Below are 23992 nucleotides of genomic sequence, written 5' to 3' on the forward strand. Positions count from 1 at the left end.
TTGCAGTCGGTTTTGATCCAATACGGTTCAGATAAAACGGCGGTTGAAATAACGGAAGACTCAGAATATCGCGTAATTTTAACCGCCTACTCTTCAACCCACGGAGGTGGGTTTTGTCTGTGTAGACGCGGTTTCAACCGCCGTCTTATTTTGAAATAACGGAAGACTCCGAAGATCGCGTAATTTTAACTGCCCACTCTTCAACCCACGGAGGTGGGTTTTGTCTGTGTAGACGCGGTTTCAACCGCCGTCTTAACCGCCGTCTTAACCGCCGTCTTATCTTATTAACCTAATCGCTTTCGAGAATGCTAGCCAGCAAAGCTTGCTGAGCGTGCATCCGATTTTCCGCTTGATCCCAAACGCGCGATCGCGAACCTTCAATCACCGCATCGGTAATCTCTTCATCCCGGTGTGCCGGCAAACAGTGCAGTACGATGGCATTGCGATCGGCCATCCCTACCAGTCGTTCATTTACCTGATAAGGTTCAAACAAAGGAATTCTGAGTTTAGCCTCCTCTTCCTGTCCCATACTTGCCCAAACATCAGTGTAAATCACTTGAGTATTCTTAGCAGCAGCTTCCGCATCAGCCGTCACAGTAACTTCGGTTTTGCCATTAGCAATCGCCTCAGCTTTTGCTACTATTTCAGGATTTGGCAGGAAATCTTTAGGACAAGCAATTCTGACATTCATCCCCATCATTGCACAGCCCAACATCAGCGAATTAGCCATGTTGTTGCCGTCACCAAAATAAGTCAGCGTCAGTCCTTCCAGCTTGCCAAAACACTCTTTAACTGTCATTAAATCCGCCAGCACTTGACATGGATGTTCGTCATCTGTCAGAGCATTAATTACAGGAATTTTGGCATAATTTGCAAAAGTTACTAAATCCTTTTGCTCGAAAGTCCGAATTGCCAAAATATCTAAATATCTGTCTAAAACTCTGGCGGTATCTACCAACGGTTCGCCACGGCTGACTTGTGTTACATTGGGATTGAGGTCGATTACTTGCCCTCCCAATTTATACATTGCCACCGTAAAACTCACCCGCGTTCGTGTCGAAGCTTTGGAAAATAACAAGCCGAGAACTTTGTTGCGTTTCAGCTTGACCATTCCCGATTTTAAACTGGTTGCGAGATCCAGTAAATAATTTAATTCGTCAATGCTTAAATCGGCCAGACTTAATAAATCTCGCCCTTTTAATGAGTCCATGCTTTCCCCTACACACAAATTTTCAACTGTTAATAAAAATGGTTCGTAGTGAGGACTTTAGTCCTCTGAATTAGAGGACTAAAGTCCTCACTACGAACCTTACTTTTTGCGAGCGATTGGACTCGCAACAGCGGGCTTTTGGCGAGTCCCTCTCCCAGGGTTTTAAACTGCTGGCAATTGCTCGATCGCGCGATCGATCGATTCGCAACCTTGCTCAACCGTTTCTACCACAGCCAACACACCCCGCAATTCCGCAGCACCGGGGAAGCCCTTAGCATACCAGGTTAAGTGCTTGCGCGCTTGAGAGACACCGCTTTCACCTTTGTATTCCCACAAAGCCCGCAGATGTTCCTTAGCACATTCGAGAAGTTCAATTGGTGTCGGAGGTATCTTTTCCACACCTGTTTTCAAGAAATAATCGACTTCTCCCACCAAGAATGGATAGCCCAAAGTTCCCCGCGAACACATCACTCCGTCGGCGCCGGTTTCTTCGAGACACCGCATCGCTGCTTCCACTGAAAAAATGTCTCCGTTACCAATCACAGGAATCGATAAAACTTCCTTAACACGGCGAATCCACTCCCATTTTGCCGGGCCGGTGTAACCTTGCGATCGCGTGCGGCCGTGCACGGTAATCATTTTTGCTCCCGCATCTTCCATCCGCTTGGCAAATTCCACAATATTAATTTCTTTGTCAGTCCAACCGATGCGAGTTTTCACTGTCACAGGAACATCTACAGCATCCACAACCGCCCGCACAATTGCCTCTGCTGTTTCGGGATCTCGCAGCAGCGAAGAACCGCCGCCGTTTTTAGTAATTTTGTTAACCGGACAGCCCATATTAATATCAACAGTATCCGCTCCTTCTGCTACAGCTTTTTGTGCCGCTTCCGCCAAAAAATTCGGCCGACAGTCAAACAATTGAATGCTAATCGGGCGCTCGTTTGGATCGATTTCCATAATTCGCGGCAGTTGCTTCACGTAGTGCAAACCCGTAGCATTGACCATTTCGGTGTACATCATCGAATCCGGGGCATAGCGGCGCACCAGGCGGCGAAATACCAAATCGGTTACGCCCGATAATGGCGATTGCAGGACGCGACTTTTGACTTCAAAGTCGCCGATTTTCAGCGGAGTTGCTAATCTTTCTTGTAATTCTGGAGATAGAGTAAGCATAGTCGATCGCACTTTAATTATAATATCTGTATATTCCAATACGTTTCTGTTCGCGCTGTTTATTGCCCGGAGATCCCCCTCGCATCCCTTGATAGTCGGGGGACTTTGAAAATACTCTTGTCTCCCCCTGATAGTCGGGGGGCTAGGGGGAGCATTCTTAAGTGAAGCACTATTGCTGTATATTATACTACAATTTTGGTATTTGACAGTTGTTCATTATATTTTTAGCCGATGATTGAGTGACCGCAAAAAGTATATTTAACCAGACTGCAATGCCTATTTTAAAGGGACTTGCCAAAATTTAACTGTTGTCAAACTAAAATCCCAAGCCGAACCCTGACAACATTTAAATCTATCTGTCGCTTTCACTTTACTTTTGATGTATCTATGGGGCCTTGCCACTAATGGGCGTTCTACCTACTCAGACTGTTGGGCTAGTCACATTTTTATTCTCTAATTCTGCCAGACTCTTCTGCCTGTCGGAGGGTTTCGCCTTCAGACGACTAATGCTTAAATTTATTGGGATTCTGCAAAAGCCATACATAACATCGTTTTAAACTACAATTGGTTGATTCCCGACTAGCCCGATCGAACATTATAAGAATCGTAGAGAATTATATGGACGCCGCAGCACTCTGGCAACGCTATCAAGACTGGCTTTACTATCACTCTGGATTGGGACTTTATCTCGATATCAGCCGGATGGGATTCGACGACGATGCGGTAGCAGCACTCAAGCCCAAATTTGACAAAGCTTTCAAAGATATGACAGCTTTGGAAGCAGGCGCGATCGCCAATCCCGACGAAAACCGCATGGTGGGCCACTACTGGCTGCGAAACCCCGATTTAGCTCCCACTCCAGAATTAAAACAAGAAATAGTCGAAGGCATATCACAAGTCGAAGAATTTGTCAAAAAAGTTCAAAGTCGCGATATTAAACCGCCATTTGCTCCGCAATTTACCGATATTATCTCGATCGGCATTGGCGGTTCTGCCCTCGGGCCTCAATTCGTCGCCGAAGCCCTATCCCCAGACATTCCACCCCTAGCAATTCATTTTATTGACAACACAGATCCGGCTGGGATCGATCGCATCCTCAACAAAATCAAAGACAAACTCAGCAGCACCTTAGTAATTACTATCTCCAAATCCGGCGGCACCCCCGAACCCCGCAACGGCATGATCGAAGTTCAAAAAGCCTTCGCAGCCCAAAAACTCGACTTCGCCAAACAGGCAATTGCCATCACCGGCACAGACAGCCAACTCGACAAATTAGCCAAATCACAAGGCTGGATTGCCAGCTTCCCCATGTCAGACTGGGTGGGAGGACGCACTTCGGAACTCTCAGCAGTCGGACTTTTGCCAGCAGCTTTGCAAGGCATCGACATTCGAGCGATGCTCGATGGCGCTAAAGTCATGGACGAAGCTACCAGAATTCCCGACATTAAAAACAATCCCGCTGCCCTTTTAGCCCTGTCCTGGTATTTTGCCTGCAACGGACGCGGCGAGAAAGACATGGTAGTTTTGCCTTACAAAGATTCCCTGCTATTGTTCAGCCGCTATTTGCAGCAATTAGTCATGGAATCGATCGGCAAAGAAAAAGATTTAGACGGCAACACAGTTTATCAAGGAATCTCAGTCTACGGCAACAAAGGCAGCACCGACCAACACGCCTACGTCCAGCAACTCCGAGAAGGCGTGCCGAATTTCTTCCTAACATTTATCGAAGTTTTGGAAGACAGGCAAGGAATTTCTCCAGAAGTAGAACCGGGCGTCACCTCGGGAGATTATTTATCTGGTTTGTTGCAGGGAACTCGACAAGCTTTGTACGAAAATCATCGAGATTCAATCACCGTCACAATTACAAAAGTCAACCCTCGGACAGTAGGAGCATTAATCGCCCTCTACGAAAGAGCCGTAGGTTTTTACGGTTCCTTGGTAAATGTCAATGCCTATCACCAGCCAGGGGTTGAAGCCGGTAAAAAAGCGGCCGCTGCTGTGTTGGATTTGCAGCAACTGGTGCTGCAAGTCATCAAAGACGCTCCAACACCTCTGTCTGTATCAGAAATAGCAAAAAAAGCAGGAAGACCAGAGCAAATCGAGACAATTTACAAAACTCTGCGGCATTTGGCAGCCAACGGGCGCGGCGTAGCTTTGCAGGGAACATTAGCGCAACCTGGTACTTTAACTGCAACTTATCAGAGAGATGGGTCTAAAACCCCTTCTTGAGTGGCCGGCTTTTCGCCATTGTTCAGTAAAATAACAAATCCATCTTCACAAATGAATATGGTAAAATAAACACATCAGACAAGATTAAAAAACCAACCCCCTGCCGGTGGGAAAGTCTACGCCCAAAACATTTTGAGGAGACATGACTACGCACTTAAGCGTGTAAACGTAGTCAGCGAAAGGAACCTTAACAAAAGGGATATTTTGACAGAAATGTCTTAAGAATCCCGGTACCTTGATATTCGGGGAGTGTCAACAACAGAATTAAACAGTAGAATTAAAAATTAAAAGTGAAATTAATCACTTTTAATTTTTAATGTTTAATTTTTAATGTCCGCCCATGCCCTTGACGATTCTGGTTGCTGACGACGATTTCGCGACGCGCTTGTCGATTACCGATTATCTGGAAATTACGGGATACTCTGTAATCGCTGCTGAGAACGGCAAAGATGCTTTAGGCTTGGTAGAGGAATTTCAGCCACATTTGATTGTTACCGACATTACAATGCCCGAGATGGATGGCTACGAATTCGTGCGTCGAGTTCGGACTCGTCCCGCCTTCCGATTGCTACCGGTGATTTTTTTGACGGAACGGACGAGTACGCAGGAACGGATTCGCGGCTATCAGATGGGGTGCGACAATTTTCTGGCTAAGCCTTTTGAACTCCCGGAATTGGGCGCGGTAATTCGCTCTTTGCTCGATCGCTACGCTCTAATTGCTCAGGCACCGTCTCGTTCCCCCGAACCCGAACAGATGCCAACAGCGACAGGTATCATCGCCAATGACCAGCCTCAAACTGATTTTTTAACTCAAAAACCAGAAACGCGCGATTCTTTACGGGATAGCTCGTTCGCGCGGGTATATGGCAGTGGCGATGCTCCGAATTTGACGCAACGAGAGCAGGAAGTGCTAGATTTGCTGACAGAAGGTCTTTCTAATATTCAAATCGGCGATCGGCTCCACCTCAGTCCTCGCACCATCGAAAAGCACGTCAGCAGCTTGTTCAGAAAAACTGAAAGCAACAACCGGGCAGAACTGGTTCGCTTTGCGATGGAACACCATTTGGTCGGTAATTGGTAATTGTTCAGTTGACAGTTGACAGTTGACAATTGACAGCGACCTCTACCTAGAAGGAAGAGGATTTGAGTAATGAATAGTCTGATTTTAATTTCTCCCGAAAAAGCTTGGGGCTTTCAACCAATTCTTTCTGGTATGGCGGTTCTCAAGCGTAGTGAGGTATGCCTGCGTGCCCACGGAGCCCAGTGCGTACCTCATAGGGGAGATCGAAATGCTATAATTGGTAATTGTTAATTGGTAATTGGTAATTGGTAATTGTTAATTGTTAATTGTTCCTGACTGATAACGTATTCCAACAAACCCTCCGAAGCGTCCAGCAGTAAATCAATTACCCGATCGAATCCCTCCGGCCCACCGTAGTAAGGATCGGGAACTTCCTTCAAGTCGTGCGATCGGCAAAAATCGCACATCAAGCGCACTTTATCTTTATATTTTCCCGCAGTATCAACAGCAAGAATATTGCGATAATTGTCGCGATCCATCGCCAAAATCAAATCAAAATTTTCAAAATCTTTCCTGTTAAATTGGCGGGCTTCGCCTAACAATTCAATCTTGCGCTTCCTCGCCGCCAACGCCATGCGGTTGTCAGGGGGGCTGCCAATGTGATACCCGCCAGTTCCGGCTGAATCGCAGGTGATGCGATCGCTCAAACCAGCTTGTTTAATTAAGTGATTCATAATATTTTCTGCTGAGGGCGATCGGCAGATATTTCCGAGGCAGACAAACAATAATTTAGTCATTAGTTATTAGTCATTAGTTATTAGTTATTAGTTATTAGTCATTAGTCATTAGCGCTGTCCCCGCTCGCGAACGTTATTAGTCATTAGTCATTTGTTGCTCGCTTGGGGCTGCTAATAACCAATAACCAATAACATTAGTCAACAGTCAACTAATGACTAATGACTGATGACTAATGACTGATGACTAATGACTAGCCGAACCCAGGGAGATTCAGTCCGCCGGTCAGTTCTTCCATTTTCTCCCGCATCGTTGCCGTAGACTTAGTGTAGGCATCCTGCATCGCCACCGTGACGAGTTCAGAAACCACATCAGCACCTTCACCGATCGCATCCGGCGAAATTTCGACGCGGCGGGGTTCTTGGTTGCCGCTGAGAAAAACTTTAACCAAGCCGCCGCCGGCAGTTCCCTCAATTTCCATTACATCCAACTCTTCTTGGAGCTTTTTAGCTCCTTCTTGAACCTGCTGAGCTTTTTTGAAAGCTTCAGTCAGTTCTTTCATTTTGCCCAGGCCGAAGCCAAATCCTTGTCCTGATTTTGTCATAACTACTTTGTGATGATGTGTGCGCTGGCAGTCTGCCGTTTCCGTATTACTTCAATCATGCCTTAGAAGGGGAACTCTCCCAGTATTCTAACTTCTGGCTCCAACAACAGCGACCACCGCTGCTCGACTTGCTGTTGAACGTGGCGGATCACTTGAAAAATATCATTGGCCGTTGCTGACCCGCAGTTAAGAATAAAATTAGCATGGCGCTGAGCTACTTGCGCGCCACCGATCTGGTATCCCTTCAGTCCCGCTTGTTCGATTAACCAGCCTGCTGCCTTGGGGCTGGGGTTGCGGAAAACAGAGCCGCAGCTAGGCAGGTGGTAGGGTTGACTCGTCCGCCGCTGGCTGAAATTGTTATTAGTTTCTGCCATGACTTGCGATCGATCGAATCCCGGCTGCAACTGGAAAGTCGCTTCTGTTACCAGTCGATCGCCCCCTTGCAACACTGAAGTCCGGTAACGATAGCCCAAAGCTTCTGGTGTGAGAATTTCCACCTTACCATTAGGGGATAGCAGGCGAGCGTTGACTAGAATATCAGCAGCACAGCCCCTGTGAGCGCCTGCATTCATCACCACAGCGCCTCCCACAGTGCCCGGTATGCCAACTGCCCATTCCAGGCCTTTCCAGCCCCGCTTAGCCGCCAACCAAGCGAGGCGGGGGATTGACTCCCCCGCCCCGGCTGTAACTTGACCTGTTTCTGCATTAAAGTTTACCTGTTTCAGGTAGCGAGTGGCGACGACCAAACCGGACAAACCCCGATCGCTCACCAACAAATTAGAACCCGCGCCTAGGAGAGTCACCGGTATCCCTTCATCGTGCGCCCAGGCAAAACTCGCTTGCAAAGCCTCCAGACTGCGGGGAGCGACGTACCACTCAGCCGGGCCGCCGACTCGGAAAGAAGTCAGACCCGCCAAAGAAACTTGAGAATTAATTTTACAGTCAGTTCCCCGCAAAGAAATAGGAGAATACACTCGCCGATTTTCCTTCACACAGGAGTCATTCGATATAGTCACCATCTTGAAAATCCTTAAAAATACATTCGCTTGAAGAGGTGGTAGCAAATTCTGTTTGCGTAACTTATGCGACTGTTTTGAGAGAGTCGCCAGACAGCAGTGTCGGTACAACCTGCACCGCCATCATGTCGATCGACTTGGGGCGGGCGAGAGCTAATCCGGGCGATCGGCTTGTTGATAAAAAGCCATCACCTCTGGAATAATCTGATTCAGATTGCCAGCACCCAAAAACAGAGCCAAATCCCCCGGTTGCAGATTTTCGGTTAAAAACTTACTTACCGACTCCAGAGAAGATTGAAACTCAACCTCTCGGCCTTCTTTAGCAATCAAATCAGCAACCTGCTGCCCGCTAATCTCTCCTAAATTCGGTTCCCCAGCACTATAAATATCGCAAGCGACAACCAAATCTGCATCCCCAAAAGATTGAGCAAATTCTGGCAAAAATGTCAGAGTTCGGCTGTAACGGTGCGGTTGAAAAATAGCAACTACTCTTCGGGATTTGGAATTCTTTTCGTTACCTTCGATGCGTAAGCGAGCAGCGGCCAAGGTAACGCGAATTTCGCTGGGATGGTGGGCGTAGTCGTCCACAAACAGGATGTCATTGTGAAAACCCCGCACTTCAAAACGGCGGCGAGCGCCTTCAAAGCCAGCAATCGATGAAGCGATCGCCGAAAACTCCAACCCCAACAATCGACCAACTGCTACGGCTGCTAGTGAATTGCTAAGATTGTGTTTGCCCAACAACTTCAACTCCATTTCCCCCAGGAAAGCTCCTCGCTCCCAAATGCCAGCCTTGGTGCTGGCGGCGCCGTATTCCACATCGGAAACCGTGTAGTCAGCACCGCTGTCCGGATTCAAGCTGTAGCTGACATTCGGTGCAAGGGAGTCTTTGACGATTTGGTCGTCTATGCAGCCCACCAACGTTTGACAGTTTTGGGCAAACACTTTAAATGTGTCTATTACCTGTTCGAGGGTATCGTAATGGTCTGGATGATCCAGTTCCACATTCGTCACTATGCCAATTTTGGCTGCGAGCTTGACGAGGGAACCGTCGGATTCATCAGCCTCGGCGACCAAGTAGGGGCCTTCCCCTAAACGGGCATTCCCTTCCCAAGCATTTACCTCGCCTCCTACCACGATCGTCGGATCCAGACCCGCAGCCATCAGCATAAAGCCGATTAAGCTGCTAGTGGTAGTTTTGCCGTGAGTCCCTGCTACGGCTATGCTTTGGTAATCTTGAATTAACGCTGCCAACACATCCGATCGATGAAAAATCGGACATTCCAAATCTAGGGCAGCTCGATATTCGGCATTTGCCGGGTGAATTGCCGTCGAACATACTACTTGAGGCAATCCCACAATTGCTTGGGGGCCAGAACCCTTGCCGTTCAATTTGAGAGATTCGGCTGTCGCCACGGAAGTCCCTACCGTGCCAGCGACTGCCGAGGATACGGCCTTTTCGGCTGCCCCGCGATCGGGACTGCTACCGTTGAGGGCCGTTTGAAATATTTCAAAATTGCTGGCGTCTTGACGCCAAAAAATGTGAGCTCCCATTTCTTGCAAGCGCTCGGTTATGTGACTCGATTTAATATCGGAGCCGTACACAGGCAACTTGCGTTTCGCTAGAATGTAGGCAAGGGCTGACATCCCAATTCCACCAATGCCGATGAAATGAAATGGTCTCCCGCTGAAATCAACAGAACTCGGCATCTTCGCTCCTCACACACCACACCACGCCAATAACACGCGATATCATATCAAGAATTGTTTTTTCAGGATACAGTTCGCTAGAGATTTTGTACAAAATTCTCTGCGCGTCCCTAGAATTGTGGGACTTGTAGAGATGTTTGTCTTGTATCCTATATGACTTAGTACCGAGTAGTTTTCCGGAACAGTCACAGCTCGAAAATTGCAGGTCAGAGAGAATGGGGTCTGGGGTCGGGGCTAACTGACTAATTGTGGGCGGTTGCATATCTCCTGCATTCTTTCTCTTTCTACCCGCCTGCTGTGCTGGGATACGGCAGCAAAAGCCCCACAACCTTTGTACGAAGATTGAGGGTAAAACCCATCAGGATTTACAAACACTACCACGTATCACAAAAGTTCGCTCATTTTCTAGTTATTTATCTGCGGGTACGGTCATTTTTTCCTGAAAATCAGAGATTGACTCGATCGCCACCACAGTAGCTTCTCACATATTTGTATACATTTTCTCACTTAATAAAGGTACGTTGTTGGGCTTCAGCCCTCTTACGCTCTTTTATAAATTACATCAAGGTACAGCCCAACAATTTAAATCACAGTCATACCTCACCTATTTGAGAATAAGTTATATACAAAATATACATTCGATCGCAACCGTCAAACAGTGACTGAGCTTAGTGGTAAAAGCGCACAAACATGAAATTTGGGCGATGTCTGTCTGTATTAATCCTAATTAATCCTAATTTTTGGGAATTATGGGGAAAATAGCGATTTTTGGGGGTACTTTTGACCCGGTGCACTGGGGTCACTTGTTGGTAGCCCAGGCGGCTGCGAGTCAATTTAATCTCGATCGAGTGATTTGGGTACCCGATCGCGCTCCTCCTCACAAGTGGCGATCGGATTTGGCAAGTTTTGAGCGGCGGCGATCCATGCTCGCTCTGGCGCTCGGCGATCGCCCAGACTTCCTACTAGCTCCGTTGGAGGCAAATCCCTCGGGCAGTTCTTTTGCGATCGACACTTTGCTGTATTTGCAAAAAATGTATCCAGGCGATCGGCTGCACTGGATTATTGGCAGCGATGCTTTCAGAACTCTTCCCAAATGGCACCGATCGGCCGAAATCGGGCGGTTGTGCCACTGGTTGGTGGGCCCGCGTCCGAGTCAGGTAGATCCGCAGACAGCAGAAAGCGGGGACATAGGGGCAGCATCTGAGTGGGGCGATAGTTTGAGCGATGTGTCCATTGATGCCGGGGACAGGATGCAGGTTGAGACAAATGCTGTTTGCTGCAAAGTTGCCGAACAGATGGCTCTGCTAGATGTGGAAATTTGTTGGGAGGTGCTGTCCATGCGCGCGATCGAGATTTCGTCGAGCCACATCCGCCGCTGCTGGGCCCAAAATCATGACCTGGGCGACTTAGTACCGGAAGTTGTCGGGAGTTATATTGCGGCCCATCAGCTTTACCAGTAACCAGCAGCCGAAAGCTGAATGCCTTGAGCCTTCGGATTTCTGCCTTCTCAAAAATTTCAGATTTTTTCGATACAGACGAAAAGTTAGAAAGGATCAGCCTTTGCGATATGATCTGGTGTCAGAAGTCAATTATTAAATTTTTCCAAAAATTCAGCCTGAGTTAAGGGCTGCCATCATTAGGAGGTACTAGGTGATTAGAGTCGCGATCAATGGTTTTGGACGTATTGGGCGCAGTTTTACGCGCTGCTTGCTGGGCCGAGAAAATAGCCAGCTTGAGCTGGTAGCAATTAATGACACTTCCGATCCGAAAACTAATGCTCACTTGCTGAGATACGATTCCATGATGGGAACGTTGAAGGGTGTGGACATCAGTACGGATGAAAATTCGATTATTCTCAATGGCAAGACAGTTAAATGCGTGAGCGATCGCAATCCGCTCAACCTGCCTTGGAAAGATTGGGGTATTGATCTGATTATTGAAGCAACCGGCGTCTTCGTTGACCAAGCTGGTGCCTCGAAGCATATCACTGCCGGCGCTAAAAAAGTGCTAATTACTGCTCCCGGTAAGGGGCCAGAAGTTGGCACCTATGTGATGGGAGTCAACCACCACAACTACAAGCACAGTGACTACACTGTCATCAGCAATGCTAGCTGTACTACTAACTGTCTAGCTCCCGTACTGAAAGTGCTTCACGAAAATTTTGGCATCGTCAAAGGCATGATGACCACTACCCACAGCTATACTGGCGACCAGCGCTTGCTGGATGCCAGCCACCGGGATTTGCGACGGGCGCGGGCTGCTGCGATGAATATTGTGCCTACTTCTACTGGTGCTGCTCAAGCTGTGGCTTTGGTGATTCCAGAATTGAAGGGTAAGTTAAATGGCATCGCCATGCGGGTTCCGACTCCTAATGTGTCGGTCGTTGATTTTGTGGCTCAGGTAGAGAAAAAGACTTTTACCGAGCAAGTAAATCAAGTTTTCAAAGAAGCAGCCGAAGGCCCGATGAAGGGGATTTTGGAGTACAACGATTTGCCTCTGGTTTCTTGCGACTATCGCGGAAACGATTCTTCTTCCATCCTGGATTCCAGCTTGACCCTCGTCATGGACGGCGATATGGTAAAGGTGTTGGCTTGGTACGACAACGAGTGGGGCTACAGCCAGCGGGTGGTTGACTTGGCTGAATTGGTCGCCCAACGGTGGGAAGGCTAGTATCTGAAGAAGGCATTGGTCAGTAGGCAAAAGGTAAAAATAACGAATAAAGCAATATTGGTCTACTGTTTGATGCTATAGCCCAGATCCCCCCTAACCCCCCTAAAAAAGGGGGGGACATGAGCCTTCTCTAAAAAAGGGGGGACAAGAGTCTTCTCAAAGTCTCCTTTTTAAGGGGGATTTAGGGGGATCTGGTCTCGGCTATAAGCGAGATTTCAGGACTTACGCACGGGTAGCCAGAAACCGGGTTTTTTCACCCAAATATTTGGTTCAAACCCTTAATATCGGTAAAAAACCCGGTTTCTTTAGTCCTCCGGCGTAAGTCCTGAAATTTGTTTGTAAATCGGACGTACGGTTGAAACCGCGTCTACACTACACAAACGATGTCCGCCGGACGCCGACGGAAAAATAACCGAATTGTAAGTGCCACGTCTTCAACCCACGGAGGTGGGTTTTGTCTGTATAGACGCGGTTTCAACCGCCCGGTCTTCTCTGGTAACTCCTCGAAAAATCCCAAATATTAAAAATAATAAAAATTCTGACGGTAAAAGTTAAATAACGGGAAAAATAGCAACCACTAAGCTAGAGTTTGGTTGTAAAAATTTATATGAAAAAAGCGCTAATTTGTGGTATATCAGGTCAAGATGGAGCTTATTTAGCTAAACTGTTGCTCGATCGAGGTTATGAAGTTTGTGGTACCTCCAGGGACGCCCAAATGTCTAGTTTCGGAAACCTTGCCCGTTTGGGAATCCGGGACAGAGTAAAACTAGAATCCATGTCTCTCAACGATTTTCGCAGCGTCTTGCAAGTATTAGCAAAAATTGCACCCGACGAAGTGTACAATCTAGCGGGTCAAAGTTCCGTCGCTCTGTCTTTTGAACAACCGGTAGAAACCCTCGAAAGTATTGCCACAGGTACATTAAATCTGTTAGAAGCAATTCGGTTTACCGGTGGCAAAATTAAACTTTACAATGCCAGTTCTAGCGAATGTTTTGGGGATACCGGAGGCAATCCTGCCGATGAAAATACCCCCTTTCGCCCCAGAAGTCCTTACGCAGTGGCAAAAGCCGCAGCATTTTGGGAAGTAGCGAATTATCGGGAAGCGTACAATTTGTTTGCGTGTTCTGGTATTTTGTTCAATCACGAGTCGCCACTGCGCCCGGAGAGGTTCGTCACCCAAAAGATTGTATCTGTTGTGTGCCGAATTGCTGCGGGTAGTTCCGAAAAACTGCATTTGGGAAATATTTCAGTGCAGCGGGACTGGGGCTGGGCACCGGAATATGTGGAGGCGATGTATTTGATGTTGCAGCAGGAAGAACCAGATGATTATGTAATTGCTACTGGTGTAAGTTATCCTTTGGAGGAATTTGTGCAGACAGCGTTTGTTGCTGCGGGTTTGGATTGGCGGGAACATTTGGTAACTGATGCGAGTCTCTACAGACCGACGGAGATTGCTGTAGGGAGGGGAAATCCGGCTAAGGCTAAGCAAAAGTTGGGATGGGAGGCGAAGTATAAGATGCCCGATGTAGTGCGGATGATGGTGGAGGCGAGGATGATTTGAGGGAAAATTATGAGGTGAAAATATGGCAGCAGAATATGCGACAGCTAAGGAGTGGTACAAAGCTAATCGTCGTGAATTGAAAAAATATCGGGGTCAGTGGATCGCTTATACTAACGAAGGTGTGATTAGTGGCGATCGGGATTATCGGAAAATGAAGGACGGGATTCCGCCTGATACACCTAAATTGGGTTATGTCAAATGAGCGATCCCAGATTTTTGCCCCCCCTTGATGTTTAAATTAGAGTTAGTTTGGTTCCCCGGATCGAGCAGTTGCAGGACTTGACGGTAAACGACTATCGCCTCTTCTAACCTACATTGATTGGCCAAGATATCAGCTAACTGCAACCACACATGACAGTTGTTTGGTTGAATTTCTAACAAATTATAGTAAACTTGCAAATTGTCTGGATCTAGTTCGATCTCCCGTTGGCGATTAGCAATTGCCAAAACTAAATCTGATTGTTTTTTCTGTTCTACGACTTCCGCTAGGGAGAAGTTAATCCAATCTGCATCCGGGTTGAGTGCTTTTGCACTGAGGTAAGTGGCGATTGCCTCATCTAGTTGACCCATTTTTGCTAAACTCTTGCCTAGGCCCACGTAGCTACCATAATGTTCGGGATTGAGTTCAATCGCTTCGCTGAAGGCTGTAGCAGATTCTTCCCACTGTTGTTGTTGAGCTAGGGCATCCCCTAAGTGGTGATAACTCCAAGAAAAATCAGGTTTGAGTTCTATTGCATGGCGGTAAGCCGTAACTGCTTCATGGAAGTGACCCAGTTTGGTTAGCACTTCTCCCATTCGGTGGTATGCCCAGGAATTGTTACTATTGAGCACCAATTCCTGACGGTAAAAGGCTATAGCTTCTTCCAGCTTGCCTTCCTCTTCCAGTTGTTTTCCCTTACACAATTCACTCACAGCCATCTCATCCTTTAATCTGGGGTTGCTTTTTTTGTAACTACAAAAATAAGTTATCAATGTAAATATTAATGTAAGGTATTAACGCCCTTTGCAGCACTCGTTTGTTCACATTACCTGATTTTTGCACACTCTTGTCAAAAAAAATACAGAAATTTTTTTGACAAGAGCGAGCGTACCAGATCTCGCTGAGGTCGATCGCATCTTGACAGAGTTACCTGCTTTTGCCACACCATCACCACTCTGTAGGCTGCGATGCTTCGCAGCACTCGCTTGTCTATATTACTTGCTTTTGTCACAGAATCACCACAGATCAAGGGCTGGATAGTGTTGAGGTAGGAGTCAAGGGCAAGATTTCGCTACCGCACCGCTTTCAATCAAGATTTCTCTGAGTCTTGCTAAGCTTGTGATGTTCTGGTATTGTTATACCCTGTGCACAAACTCTATGATCTGCGGTGTTTTGTAGAGGCTACTCGTCTCTTGGGTTTAATTGAAGAGTCCCAACGCACTAATTGACTTGGTTAATTAACATATTTTCTGAAAAGTAAACAAGGAGTTAAATGTTTAACGATAAAACAATTTTGATTACGGGAGGTACAGGTTCATTTGGAAAACAATGTGTCAAAACCATTCTGAGTCAGTATCAACCTAAAAAAATCATTGTGTACTCACGGGATGAACTCAAGCAGTTTGAGATGGCTCAGGAATTTACCTCACCCGCGATGCGTTACTTTATAGGCGATGTAAGAGATCGCGATCGATTAAGTTTAGCCATGCGGGGAGTGCATTATGTCATTCATGCCGCAGCCCTCAAGCAAGTTCCGGCTGCTGAGTACAATCCTATGGAATGTATTAAAACAAACATTCATGGTGCAAGTAATGTTATTGATGCAGCTCTAGAACATGAAGTAGAAAAAGTGATTGCACTGTCTACCGATAAAGCAGCCAACCCTATAAATCTTTATGGAGCTACCAAGCTGGCATCTGATAAACTTTTTGTAGCAGCGAATAACATTGTCGGTACGTTGAGAACTCGTTTTGCAGTTGTGCGATATGGTAATGTGGTTGGTTCCAGAGGTTCAGTCGTTCCATTCTTTCAAAAACTGATTCGGGAGAATGCAACTGAATTACCAATCACAGATATTCGGATGACTCGTTTTTGGATTACCCTCCAACAGGGAGTCGATTTTGTCCTTGAAAGTTTTGAAAGAATGCAAGGCGGTGAGATATTTGTACCCAAAATCCCATCAATGAAAATTACTGATTTAGCCGACGCATTAGCACCAGGAATTCCGACAAAAATTGTCGGAATTAGACCGGGAGAAAAGTTACATGAAGTGATGTGCCCAGGTGATGATTACCACTTAACTTTTGAATTTTTAAATCATTTTGTCATTAAACCTGCTATTGAGTTTAATCATGCCGTTGACTATACTTACAATGTTTTAGGAGAAAAAGGGAGGGCAGTCCCCGAATCGTTTCAGTATAGTTCTGATAGAAATACAGAATGGTTGACGCATGAACAACTTAGAGAGATGCTAAAATAACGAAGTCATGATGTGAGAAAAACAATGAAAAAAGTTAGCTGGAATCAGTATTTGTCATTAGAAAATCCTTGGAGTAAAAGATTGCTAGGATTAGAAAAATGGTCGATAACTAGGGATATTTCGCAAATTGAAAGAGAATATAATCAAGATAAATATGGCAGGTTGTTGTCATGCAATCTGACCAATGTTGAAGATTATATAAAAAAGCAAATGGAAGGCGAAAAAATTACTCAAAAAAATAAATTTATTTTTTCGATTGAGGAGGAATTGTTTGAGACAGACATTAATATGGCTTCAACAATTTATCAATCTATTATTTCTCAGATCACTCAATCTTATAATCCGCATAGGATATGCGAATTAGGATGTGGCTACGGTCAAAATTTCTCTTATCTGAAAAACTTTTGTGCTGAAGTATACGGCGGAGAATACTCTAAAAATGCAGTAAAAATAGGCACTCAATTAGGATTAGAAATTAATGAATTTAATTATTACAACTTGGATGATTATAAAATTATCAAAAAAGGAAGTCTTGTCTTAACCTGCCATAGTGTTGAACAACTGCCTAGTGCTGAAACAATGATTCAAGGTCTTTTAGAAAACAGACACAACATCGACATGGTAGTCCATTTTGAGCCAACATTTTTGTCAGACAGAAGCTCTTTGGTGGGACTTCTCAGGAATAGGTATGTTGAACTCAATAACTACAATATGGACTTGGTTAGTCTTTTGTGTGAACAGTGGAGAGATGATATAGAGGTAATAGAATTTCGCCCTGATGTCGTAGGATTAAATCCTTTAAATAGCACAAATATTATTGCTTGGAAATTTAGATAGGTATTGAACTCTATATTTGCTGGAATTCAAAATCCATTGACTCTATGTCTATCGCAGAAGTTCTAACTAGGAGTGAACAAATTAACCAATGACATCTTATATTTCTTACGCACGACAAGATATTTCTCAGCAAGACATAGATGCCGTTGTTGAGGTGCTACGTTCTGATTGGTTAACTCAAGGACCAACTATTGAAAGATTTGAAGAAGCTGTTGCTACTTATTGCGGAGCTAAATATGCAGTTGCAGTTTCCAGTGCGACAGCAGGCTTGCATCTTGCTTGTTTAGGATTAGGTCTCGGTCAAGGTGATATTCTTTGGACATCACCTAATACTTTCGTGGCTTCCGCTAATTGTGGCTTGTACTGTGAGGCCGGGGTAGATTTTGTGGATATCGATCCACACACATATAATTTAAGTGTTAATGAATTAGAACATAAATTAACTATTGCTGACCAGGAGGGAACTTTACCAACACTCGTTATACCTGTACATTTTGCCGGACACTCCTGTGAAATGGAGCGTATTTACGGCTTATCAAAGCGATATGGTTTTCACATTATTGAAGATGCGGCCCATAGTATAGGTGGACGATATCAGGAGCAACCCATTGGCTGCTGTCAATATTCTGATATGGTTGTTTTTAGCTTTCATCCAGTGAAGATTATTACAACGGGTGAAGGTGGAATGGTGCTGACGAATCGCGAAGACTTATATCAGAAACTGATTAGGCTGCGGACTCATGGCATTACCCGTAATATAGACTTGATGGAAAGTTCATCTCATGGCCCTTGGTATTATGAACAGATAGAGTTAGGCTATCACTATCGGATGACTGACATTCAAGCTGCATTAGGTGTTAGTCAGATGCAGAGACTAGATGAATTTGTCAAACGTCGTGATTTTCTAGTTCAACGCTATAATCAACTACTGCAAGATTTACCTTTAACCTTGCCTTGCCAACATCCAGATACATACCCTAGCTGGCATCTGTATGTGATTCGCCTCAATCTTGATAAAATAGATAAAAGTCATCGTCAAATTTTTGAGGGACTTCGCCAAGCCGGAATTGGAGTGAATTTGCACTATATTCCAGTGCATACTCACCCTTATTATCAAAGTCTTGGTTTTCGGTGGGGAGATTTTCCCAAAGCGGAACATTACTATCGGGAGGCAATAAGTCTGCCACTGTATCCTGGATTGACTGAGGTTAGTCAGGACAAGGTGGTTAAAATACTCCAAGACGTGATATCTGTTAAATATTAATCGCAAGTAAAATTGATATGCACACCTTCGATCCGTTAGAGAAAATAGATCAAGAGAAAGTTTTTCTTGAGCAAGAGGCAGATGCTTGGTTTAACCGCAATCCCTCGGTTGTGCAACCAGCTCCTTCTAATCATAGGGTTTTAGAAGCACTGAATTGTGTCAAACTTCCGTCTGAAGGTTGTTTGCTAGATATTGGCGGTGCGACAGGCAGTGTGTCAGCAGGTTTCCTACGAGATCACCCTGATTGGATTGTTCGGGTTGTAGAACCCTCAGCAGAGGCGATTGCCGCTGGAAAACAGACATTTCCTGAGTTGGAATTTGCACAAGGCACTATTTCACAAAGAGAAGGAATGCCCTGGAGCGGCTCGGATGCTGTGATTGTGTCGGGGGTATTTTGCGTGGTAGATCGTAACCTACTGACTCAGGCTATTGCCAATGTAGATGCTGCATTGAAAGATGGTGGGCTGCTGGTAATTAGTGATTTCGATTCACCCTCCTTGCGAGCAAATCCATACAAACACTATGAAGGGCTGTTTACCTATAAGCAGGACTATGCTGAAATTTTTAGGGCATTGGGAACGTACCAACTAATATGGCGTCAATCGTCGAAATTCGAGGGGCTTTCTTCAGGGGATATCAGCGATCCATACGATCTGCAATGGGTCACTGTAGTGCTTTGTAAGGATACTTACGGACGGTATTTTCGGGAGAAAAAGTAAAAATCAGCTAAATTGGGTCGATATAAATGAAGCGTCTAGCATTGGGGACTGTTCAATTCGGTCTTCCGTATGGGGTGGCTAATCAGCAAGGACAAGTGAGTATAGAAACCGCTACGACTATTCTAGATTGTGCTCGGGCTAATGGGATTGATACGCTAGATACAGCAATCGCCTACGGCGAGAGCGAGCAGAATCTGGGTAAAATAGGCGTAGACTCTTTCCGAGTTGTTTCTAAGCTTTCTGAATTCCCAGCCGAACTTAATGATGTATCAGATTGGGTACTGGAATCAGTGGAAGGCTCTCTTGAGCGACTTAAAATTCCTCGATTACATGGTTTATTACTACACCGTCCCGATCAATTGCTAAGTCCTGAAGGAGGAAAGCTTTATAAGGCTATGAACTTGCTTAAAGAAAAAGGATTGGTTGATAAAATCGGCATATCTATCTACCATCACAGTGAGCTAGAAGCTTTATTTTCTCCTTTCCCGTTCGACTTGGTACAAGCTCCGTTTAATGTTTTAGATCGCAGTTTAGATCGATCGGGGTGGCTATCTCGTCTCAAGGAGGCTGGAGTTGAGGTTCATGTTCGCTCAATCTTCTTACAAGGCTTGCTGCTGATGAATTCATCGGCTCGACCACCATACTTTGAGCGTTGGCAACCTCTTTGGGAACAGTGGAAACAATGGCTAATTGACAGTGGCTCAACCCCCTTGCAGGCTTGTCTAGCTTGCGTTCTTTCAACAGATATTGATCGTGTGGTTGTTGGTGTAGATCGCCTGTCGCAACTCCAAGAAATTTTGATCGCGACGGCGGGAGAAGGGTCAGAGCCACCTGACGATATGTGCTGTGACGATCCAGATTTAATTAACCCTTCGCGGTGGAAGTTGAAATGACAATTCTAGGGATAGTTCAAGCTCGAATGGGATCTACTCGCTTTCCTAATAAGGTGATGCGCCCGATTTTGGGAGTACCTATGATTGAACTGCTACTTGATCGCCTCTCACAGTCTAAGTTACTTGATGGTATCATTTTGGCAACGTCCCAAGATGTCCGCAATCAGGCTTTGGTAGATCGTGTTCAAGGCTTGGGTTATGAGGTTTATCAAGGCAGCGAAGATGATGTACTCGATCGCTACTATCAAGCTGCTAGTGTCTATAAAGCCGACACTGTAGTTCGCATTACCGGAGATTGTCCGCTTGTCGATGCTGAAGTTGTAGATCGGGCGATCGCAACATTCCAAAAATCCAACGCAGACTATCTCAGCAATGTCACTCCGCCTACATACCCTGATGGTTTAGATGTAGAGGTTTTTACCTTTAAGGCTTTGACACGAGCTTGGCAAGAAGCTCGTCAGGCTCGCGAACGAGAACACGTTACAACTTACATTCTAGAGTCAGGAAAGTTTCAAATACTCGATATTGCTCATACAGAAAACCTCTCTGGCAAACGCTGGACAGTTGATGAGGCAGAAGATTTTGAGGTAATTGAGAATGTCTTTAAGCATTTCGCGCCTCGCCGTAATTTTAGTTGGTTGGAAGTCCTAGCTTTGCAACACGATCGCCCCGAATACTTTACCGCCAATCATCATTTGAGCCGCAATGAAGGAGCAACCCTTGGCAAGGGCCAAAAGCTGTGGAAACGAGCCAAGCGAGTGATTCCAGGGGGAAATATGCTGTTATCCAAGCGGGCAGAGATGTTTTTACCGGAACAGTGGCCTGCCTATTTCAGCAAGGCAAAAGGCTGCCATGTTTGGGATCTTGATGGGCGAGAGTATATTGATATGTCCATCATGGGTATCGGGACGAACATCTTGGGTTACGGACACCCAGAGGTAGATGAAGCAGTACGCCAGACGGTTGCTTCAGGCAATATGTCTACACTGAACTGTCCAGAGGAAGTTTATTTAGCCGAGCGCCTGGTGGAGTTGCACCCTTGGGCCGATATGGTGCGGTTTGCCCGTAGCGGTGGCGAGGCAAATGCGATCTCGATTCGGATTGCTCGTGCAGCTTCGGGTCGAGAAAAAGTCGCCATCTGTGGCTATCATGGCTGGCATGATTGGTATTTAGCTGCCAACTTGGGTGGCGAAAGTAATTTGGCGGGGCATTTGCTACCTGGATTAGAGCCAAATGGCGTTCCTGATGCCCTGCGAGATACGATTTATCCATTTACTTACAATCGCTTTGATGAGCTAGAGGCATTGGTTCAAGCTCACGACATTGGCGTGATTAAAATGGAGGTGCGTCGCAGCGAAGAACCACAGAACGGCTTTTTGGAGAAGGTCAGAAATCTTGCCAGCGATCGAGGAATAATTCTGATTTTTGACGAATGTACTTCAGGTTTTCGTCAAACCTTTGGAGGTCTGCATAAGCTCTATGGTGTGGAGCCGGACATGGCAATGTTTGGCAAGGCTTTGGGTAATGGCTATGGCATTACGGCGACGATTGGACGGCGAGAGGTCATGGAAGCAGCTCAAAGTACATTTATTAGCAGCACCTTCTGGACAGAGCGGATTGGACCAACCGCCGGACTCAAGACGCTGGAAGTGATGGAGCAAACTCGGTCTTGGGAAAAAATTACCGAGACGGGAAAAACCATTGAGGAAGGATGGCGCAAACTCGCGACGAAATATCATCTGAATATTCAAATTTCGGGTTTACCCGCTTTGATTTGCTTCACTTTTCCCAGTCCCAAGATGTTGGAATATAAAACATTGATTACTCAAGAAATGTTGAATAAGGGATATTTAGCAGCTACCAGTGTCTATGTTTGTACGGAGCATAAATCGGATCTTGTAGAGAATTATTTTGAAGCTCTCGATCCGGTGTTTGGTGCGATCGCAGAATGCGAGGCAGGTCGAGATGTTAAAACTCTTCTGAGAGGTCCGGTCTGTCATAGTGGGTTTAAGCGGTTAAATTGAAATGAGTTAAAACATCTTATCGCTCACCAATCAACGATGGGCGAGCAAAACCTATGCTAAAGAGTGGCTGTCTACTCCCCATTTGGGGTACTACGAATTAATTGGGTCGTTGATGCGTTGGCGGGAGCTGGTTGGAGTTCAATAGGTTGTTTTAGGGAGGCAGATATTGTTGTGAAATTAGTGATTCGAGTTGATGCGTCGGAGCAAATAGGGACGGGGCATCTGGTGCGTTGTCTGACTCTGGCGGAGGAGTTGCGTCGCCAGGGGGCGGAGGTGCAATTTATCTGTCGCGAGCACCCGGGGCATTTGATTCACTTGCTCACAGGCGCAGCGTTTCCGGTGACGATTTTACCTGCGCCAGAGTCGGCGGGGAATTCGGGCGAAGATTATGCGGCTTGGTTGGGTGTCTCTCAGAATACCGATGCAGCTCAAACCTTTCAAGCATTGGCAGGGCAGCGCCCAGACTGGCTGATTGTCGATCATTATGGACTCGATCGCACTTGGGAGCAGCAGTTACGCCCCCATGTTGCTCGACTGTTTGCGATGGATGATTTGGCGAACCGTCCTCACGAATGCGATGGGTTGCTGGATCAAAACGAGAGTCCTGGGGGAGAAGCTCGCTATGGGGGGCTGGTTCCGGTGGGCTGCCGGTTGCTGGTGGGTGCTCGTTACGCGCTGCTGCGTCCTGAATATGCCACCTATCGACAGCTTCAGCCTCCTCGGACGGGAGAGGTTCGGCGGGTGTTGGTGTTTTTTGGTGGCACAGATTCCCAGAATATGACCGGGAAGGCGATTGTGGCGCTGTCTAGTCCTGAGTTTGAAGCGCTGACGGTGGATGTGGTGGTAGGTGCGACGAACCCTCATCGGGCGGAATTGGAGCAACAAGTTGCGGGGCGATCGCGTATGGTGCTACATTATCATCGTTCGCATTTGGCTGACCTGATGGCTCAGGCAGATTTAGGATTGGGTGCAGGAGGAACGACGACCTGGGAACGCTGTTGTTTAGGTTTACCGACGCTGGTCATAACTGTGGCTAAAAATCAGGTTTCGGCTTGTCAGGAACTTGAGAGACTGGGAGTGATTGTTTATACTGGAGCGATGCAATCTATTGATGTAGCAAAACTTCACTGCGCGATCGCTCAACTACTCAACAATAAAGAAAAGTTGGTAGCGATAGCAAAAAGAGGGCAAATTTTAGTGGATGGATTAGGAACAAAACGAGTCTCTAGTTTTTTATTTGAAAACAACTAAAAATTATGACTTCTGTCAAAGCTACAGATAAAATTCAGGTTGTCCTACCCGAACAACCAATCGGAATATCAGGAGCAAATTTATACTTAGCTGATATCAAGGAAACGCATCTGGAAATTATATATAAATGGAAAAATGATTTTGAGCTTAATGATTTAGTTATTGCACCTCCTTTTCCAGTAAGTGACTTGGCGGTTAAGCAATGGCTACAAGACAATCAAAAAGATCGAAATCAAGTATTATTTGGCGTGTTTTATCAGGATTCTCATCAATTCATTGGTATTGCTAGACTAATGTTCATTGACTGGATAGGTCGCACCGCAGACGTGGGGTTATACATTGGGGATCGCAAATATCGAGGAGAAGGATTGGGTACTGAAATTGTCAATACGATATTAAGCTATGGCTTTGAGCGTTTGAACCTTCACAAACTTTCCCTGCGTGTTTTGGAATCAAATATACCTGCTGTCAAGTGTTATGAGTCCTGCGGATTTACTCGTGAAGGATGCCTAGTAAATCATTACTGGATCAACGGTTGCCATCAAAATGCTTTACTCATGGCCATTTTTAGTGACAAATTTCAATCTCGACAGAAGGAGTCAATAGAATGAGA

General features: G+C 45.9%; 23 protein-coding genes. 16 read left to right on the forward strand and 7 right to left on the reverse strand.

Annotated features, from left to right (window positions below; genetic code table 11):
• Positions 1–289: 289 nt before the first annotated feature.
• Together argF and dusB are read right to left on the reverse strand one after the other, a co-directional pair.
• Complete coding sequence (gene argF, locus JGK14_RS10405) at positions 290–1210, reverse strand: ornithine carbamoyltransferase (RefSeq protein WP_293178941.1); 921 nt, start codon at positions 1208–1210, stop codon at positions 290–292.
• Between the two features lie 162 nt (positions 1211–1372).
• On the reverse strand, positions 1373–2386 hold the full coding sequence (dusB, locus tag JGK14_RS10410) for a tRNA dihydrouridine synthase DusB (RefSeq protein ID WP_293274896.1): 1014 nt from the start codon (positions 2384–2386) through the stop codon (positions 1373–1375).
• A 618-nt stretch (positions 2387–3004) separates the two neighbouring features.
• On the opposite strand from dusB, the gene JGK14_RS10415 reads away from it, so the two are divergent.
• From JGK14_RS10415 to JGK14_RS10425, 3 genes are all read left to right on the forward strand, one after another.
• A complete protein-coding gene (locus JGK14_RS10415; RefSeq protein WP_293190590.1) occupies positions 3005–4615 on the forward strand; it encodes a glucose-6-phosphate isomerase in 1611 nt (536 codons plus the stop codon).
• 340 nt (positions 4616–4955) lie between these two features.
• A complete protein-coding gene (locus JGK14_RS10420; protein ID WP_293178935.1) occupies positions 4956–5696 on the forward strand; it encodes a response regulator transcription factor in 741 nt (246 codons plus the stop codon).
• Between the two features lie 69 nt (positions 5697–5765).
• Complete coding sequence (locus tag JGK14_RS10425; protein ID WP_293190589.1) at positions 5766–5927, forward strand: hypothetical protein; 162 nt, start codon at positions 5766–5768, stop codon at positions 5925–5927.
• Here the strand turns inward: JGK14_RS10425 and JGK14_RS10430 are convergent.
• From JGK14_RS10430 to murB, 3 genes are all read right to left on the reverse strand, one after another.
• Positions 5924–6433 carry a low molecular weight protein-tyrosine-phosphatase gene (locus tag JGK14_RS10430; protein WP_293206021.1) on the reverse strand — a complete coding sequence of 170 codons (510 nt, stop codon included), beginning with the start codon at positions 6431–6433 and terminating at the stop codon, positions 5924–5926. The genes JGK14_RS10425 and JGK14_RS10430 overlap by 4 nt on opposite strands.
• A gap of 191 nt (positions 6434–6624) precedes the next feature.
• Positions 6625–6975 (reverse strand): YbaB/EbfC family nucleoid-associated protein, encoded by a 351-nt coding sequence (locus JGK14_RS10435; RefSeq protein ID WP_293178926.1) that lies wholly within the window; start codon positions 6973–6975, stop codon positions 6625–6627.
• A 62-nt stretch (positions 6976–7037) separates the two neighbouring features.
• Positions 7038–7994, reverse strand: a complete 957-nt coding sequence (gene murB / locus JGK14_RS10440) for a UDP-N-acetylmuramate dehydrogenase (RefSeq protein WP_293178923.1) — start codon at positions 7992–7994, stop codon at positions 7038–7040.
• 35 nt (positions 7995–8029) lie between these two features.
• Between murB and JGK14_RS10445 the strand changes: the two genes are divergently transcribed.
• Entirely contained in the window at positions 8030–8194 is a 165-nt protein-coding gene (locus JGK14_RS10445) for a hypothetical protein (protein ID WP_293154224.1), read from the forward strand.
• Here the strand turns inward: JGK14_RS10445 and murC are convergent.
• Positions 8145–9701, reverse strand: coding sequence for a UDP-N-acetylmuramate--L-alanine ligase (gene murC / locus JGK14_RS10450; RefSeq protein WP_293196794.1), 1557 nt, complete (start codon positions 9699–9701; stop codon positions 8145–8147). The genes JGK14_RS10445 and murC overlap by 50 nt on opposite strands.
• A gap of 749 nt (positions 9702–10450) precedes the next feature.
• Between murC and nadD the strand changes: the two genes are divergently transcribed.
• The 4 genes from nadD to JGK14_RS10470 all read left to right on the forward strand — a co-directional run bounded on the left by nadD (position 10451) and on the right by JGK14_RS10470 (position 14134).
• Entirely contained in the window at positions 10451–11161 is a 711-nt protein-coding gene (gene nadD / locus JGK14_RS10455) for a nicotinate (nicotinamide) nucleotide adenylyltransferase (protein WP_325315038.1), read from the forward strand.
• A gap of 190 nt (positions 11162–11351) precedes the next feature.
• Entirely contained in the window at positions 11352–12371 is a 1020-nt protein-coding gene (locus tag JGK14_RS10460) for a type I glyceraldehyde-3-phosphate dehydrogenase (protein WP_293178915.1), read from the forward strand.
• Between the two features lie 607 nt (positions 12372–12978).
• Complete coding sequence (locus JGK14_RS10465) at positions 12979–13932, forward strand: GDP-mannose 4,6-dehydratase (protein WP_293196796.1); 954 nt, start codon at positions 12979–12981, stop codon at positions 13930–13932.
• A gap of 22 nt (positions 13933–13954) precedes the next feature.
• Positions 13955–14134: a DUF5678 domain-containing protein gene (locus JGK14_RS10470; protein WP_293217744.1), complete on the forward strand. Its 180-nt coding sequence runs from the start codon at positions 13955–13957 to the stop codon at positions 14132–14134.
• On the opposite strand, the gene JGK14_RS10475 is transcribed toward JGK14_RS10470, so the two are convergent.
• A complete protein-coding gene (locus tag JGK14_RS10475; RefSeq protein ID WP_325315039.1) occupies positions 14122–14844 on the reverse strand; it encodes a tetratricopeptide repeat protein in 723 nt (240 codons plus the stop codon). The two genes, JGK14_RS10470 and JGK14_RS10475, sit on opposite strands and share 13 nt — an antisense overlap.
• A 560-nt stretch (positions 14845–15404) precedes the next feature.
• Between JGK14_RS10475 and pseB the strand changes: the two genes are divergently transcribed.
• The 8 genes from pseB (at position 15405) to JGK14_RS10515 (ending at position 23990) form a co-directional block, all read left to right on the forward strand.
• Complete coding sequence (gene pseB / locus JGK14_RS10480; RefSeq protein WP_293217738.1) at positions 15405–16391, forward strand: UDP-N-acetylglucosamine 4,6-dehydratase (inverting); 987 nt, start codon at positions 15405–15407, stop codon at positions 16389–16391.
• Between the two features lie 24 nt (positions 16392–16415).
• Positions 16416–17228: a hypothetical protein gene (locus JGK14_RS10485; protein ID WP_293217735.1), complete on the forward strand. Its 813-nt coding sequence runs from the start codon at positions 16416–16418 to the stop codon at positions 17226–17228.
• Between the two features lie 88 nt (positions 17229–17316).
• Positions 17317–18492, forward strand: coding sequence for a UDP-4-amino-4,6-dideoxy-N-acetyl-beta-L-altrosamine transaminase (pseC, locus tag JGK14_RS10490; protein WP_293217732.1), 1176 nt, complete (start codon positions 17317–17319; stop codon positions 18490–18492).
• A gap of 17 nt (positions 18493–18509) precedes the next feature.
• Complete coding sequence (locus JGK14_RS10495; protein WP_293217729.1) at positions 18510–19211, forward strand: class I SAM-dependent methyltransferase; 702 nt, start codon at positions 18510–18512, stop codon at positions 19209–19211.
• Between the two features lie 26 nt (positions 19212–19237).
• Positions 19238–20104 carry an aldo/keto reductase gene (locus JGK14_RS10500; protein WP_293217726.1) on the forward strand — a complete coding sequence of 289 codons (867 nt, stop codon included), beginning with the start codon at positions 19238–19240 and terminating at the stop codon, positions 20102–20104.
• Positions 20101–22128, forward strand: coding sequence for an aminotransferase class III-fold pyridoxal phosphate-dependent enzyme (locus tag JGK14_RS10505; RefSeq protein WP_293217723.1), 2028 nt, complete (start codon positions 20101–20103; stop codon positions 22126–22128). The genes JGK14_RS10500 and JGK14_RS10505 overlap by 4 nt, the downstream gene beginning before the upstream one ends.
• 171 nt (positions 22129–22299) lie before the next feature.
• Entirely contained in the window at positions 22300–23379 is a 1080-nt protein-coding gene (pseG, locus tag JGK14_RS10510) for a UDP-2,4-diacetamido-2,4,6-trideoxy-beta-L-altropyranose hydrolase (protein ID WP_293217720.1), read from the forward strand.
• Between the two features lie 5 nt (positions 23380–23384).
• Complete coding sequence (locus JGK14_RS10515) at positions 23385–23990, forward strand: GNAT family N-acetyltransferase (RefSeq protein ID WP_293217717.1); 606 nt, start codon at positions 23385–23387, stop codon at positions 23988–23990.
• Positions 23991–23992 lie beyond the last annotated feature (2 nt).

The organism is Microcoleus sp. PH2017_28_MFU_U_A (assembly GCF_020738035.1).
Lineage (GTDB): Bacteria > Cyanobacteriota > Cyanobacteriia > Cyanobacteriales > Microcoleaceae > Microcoleus.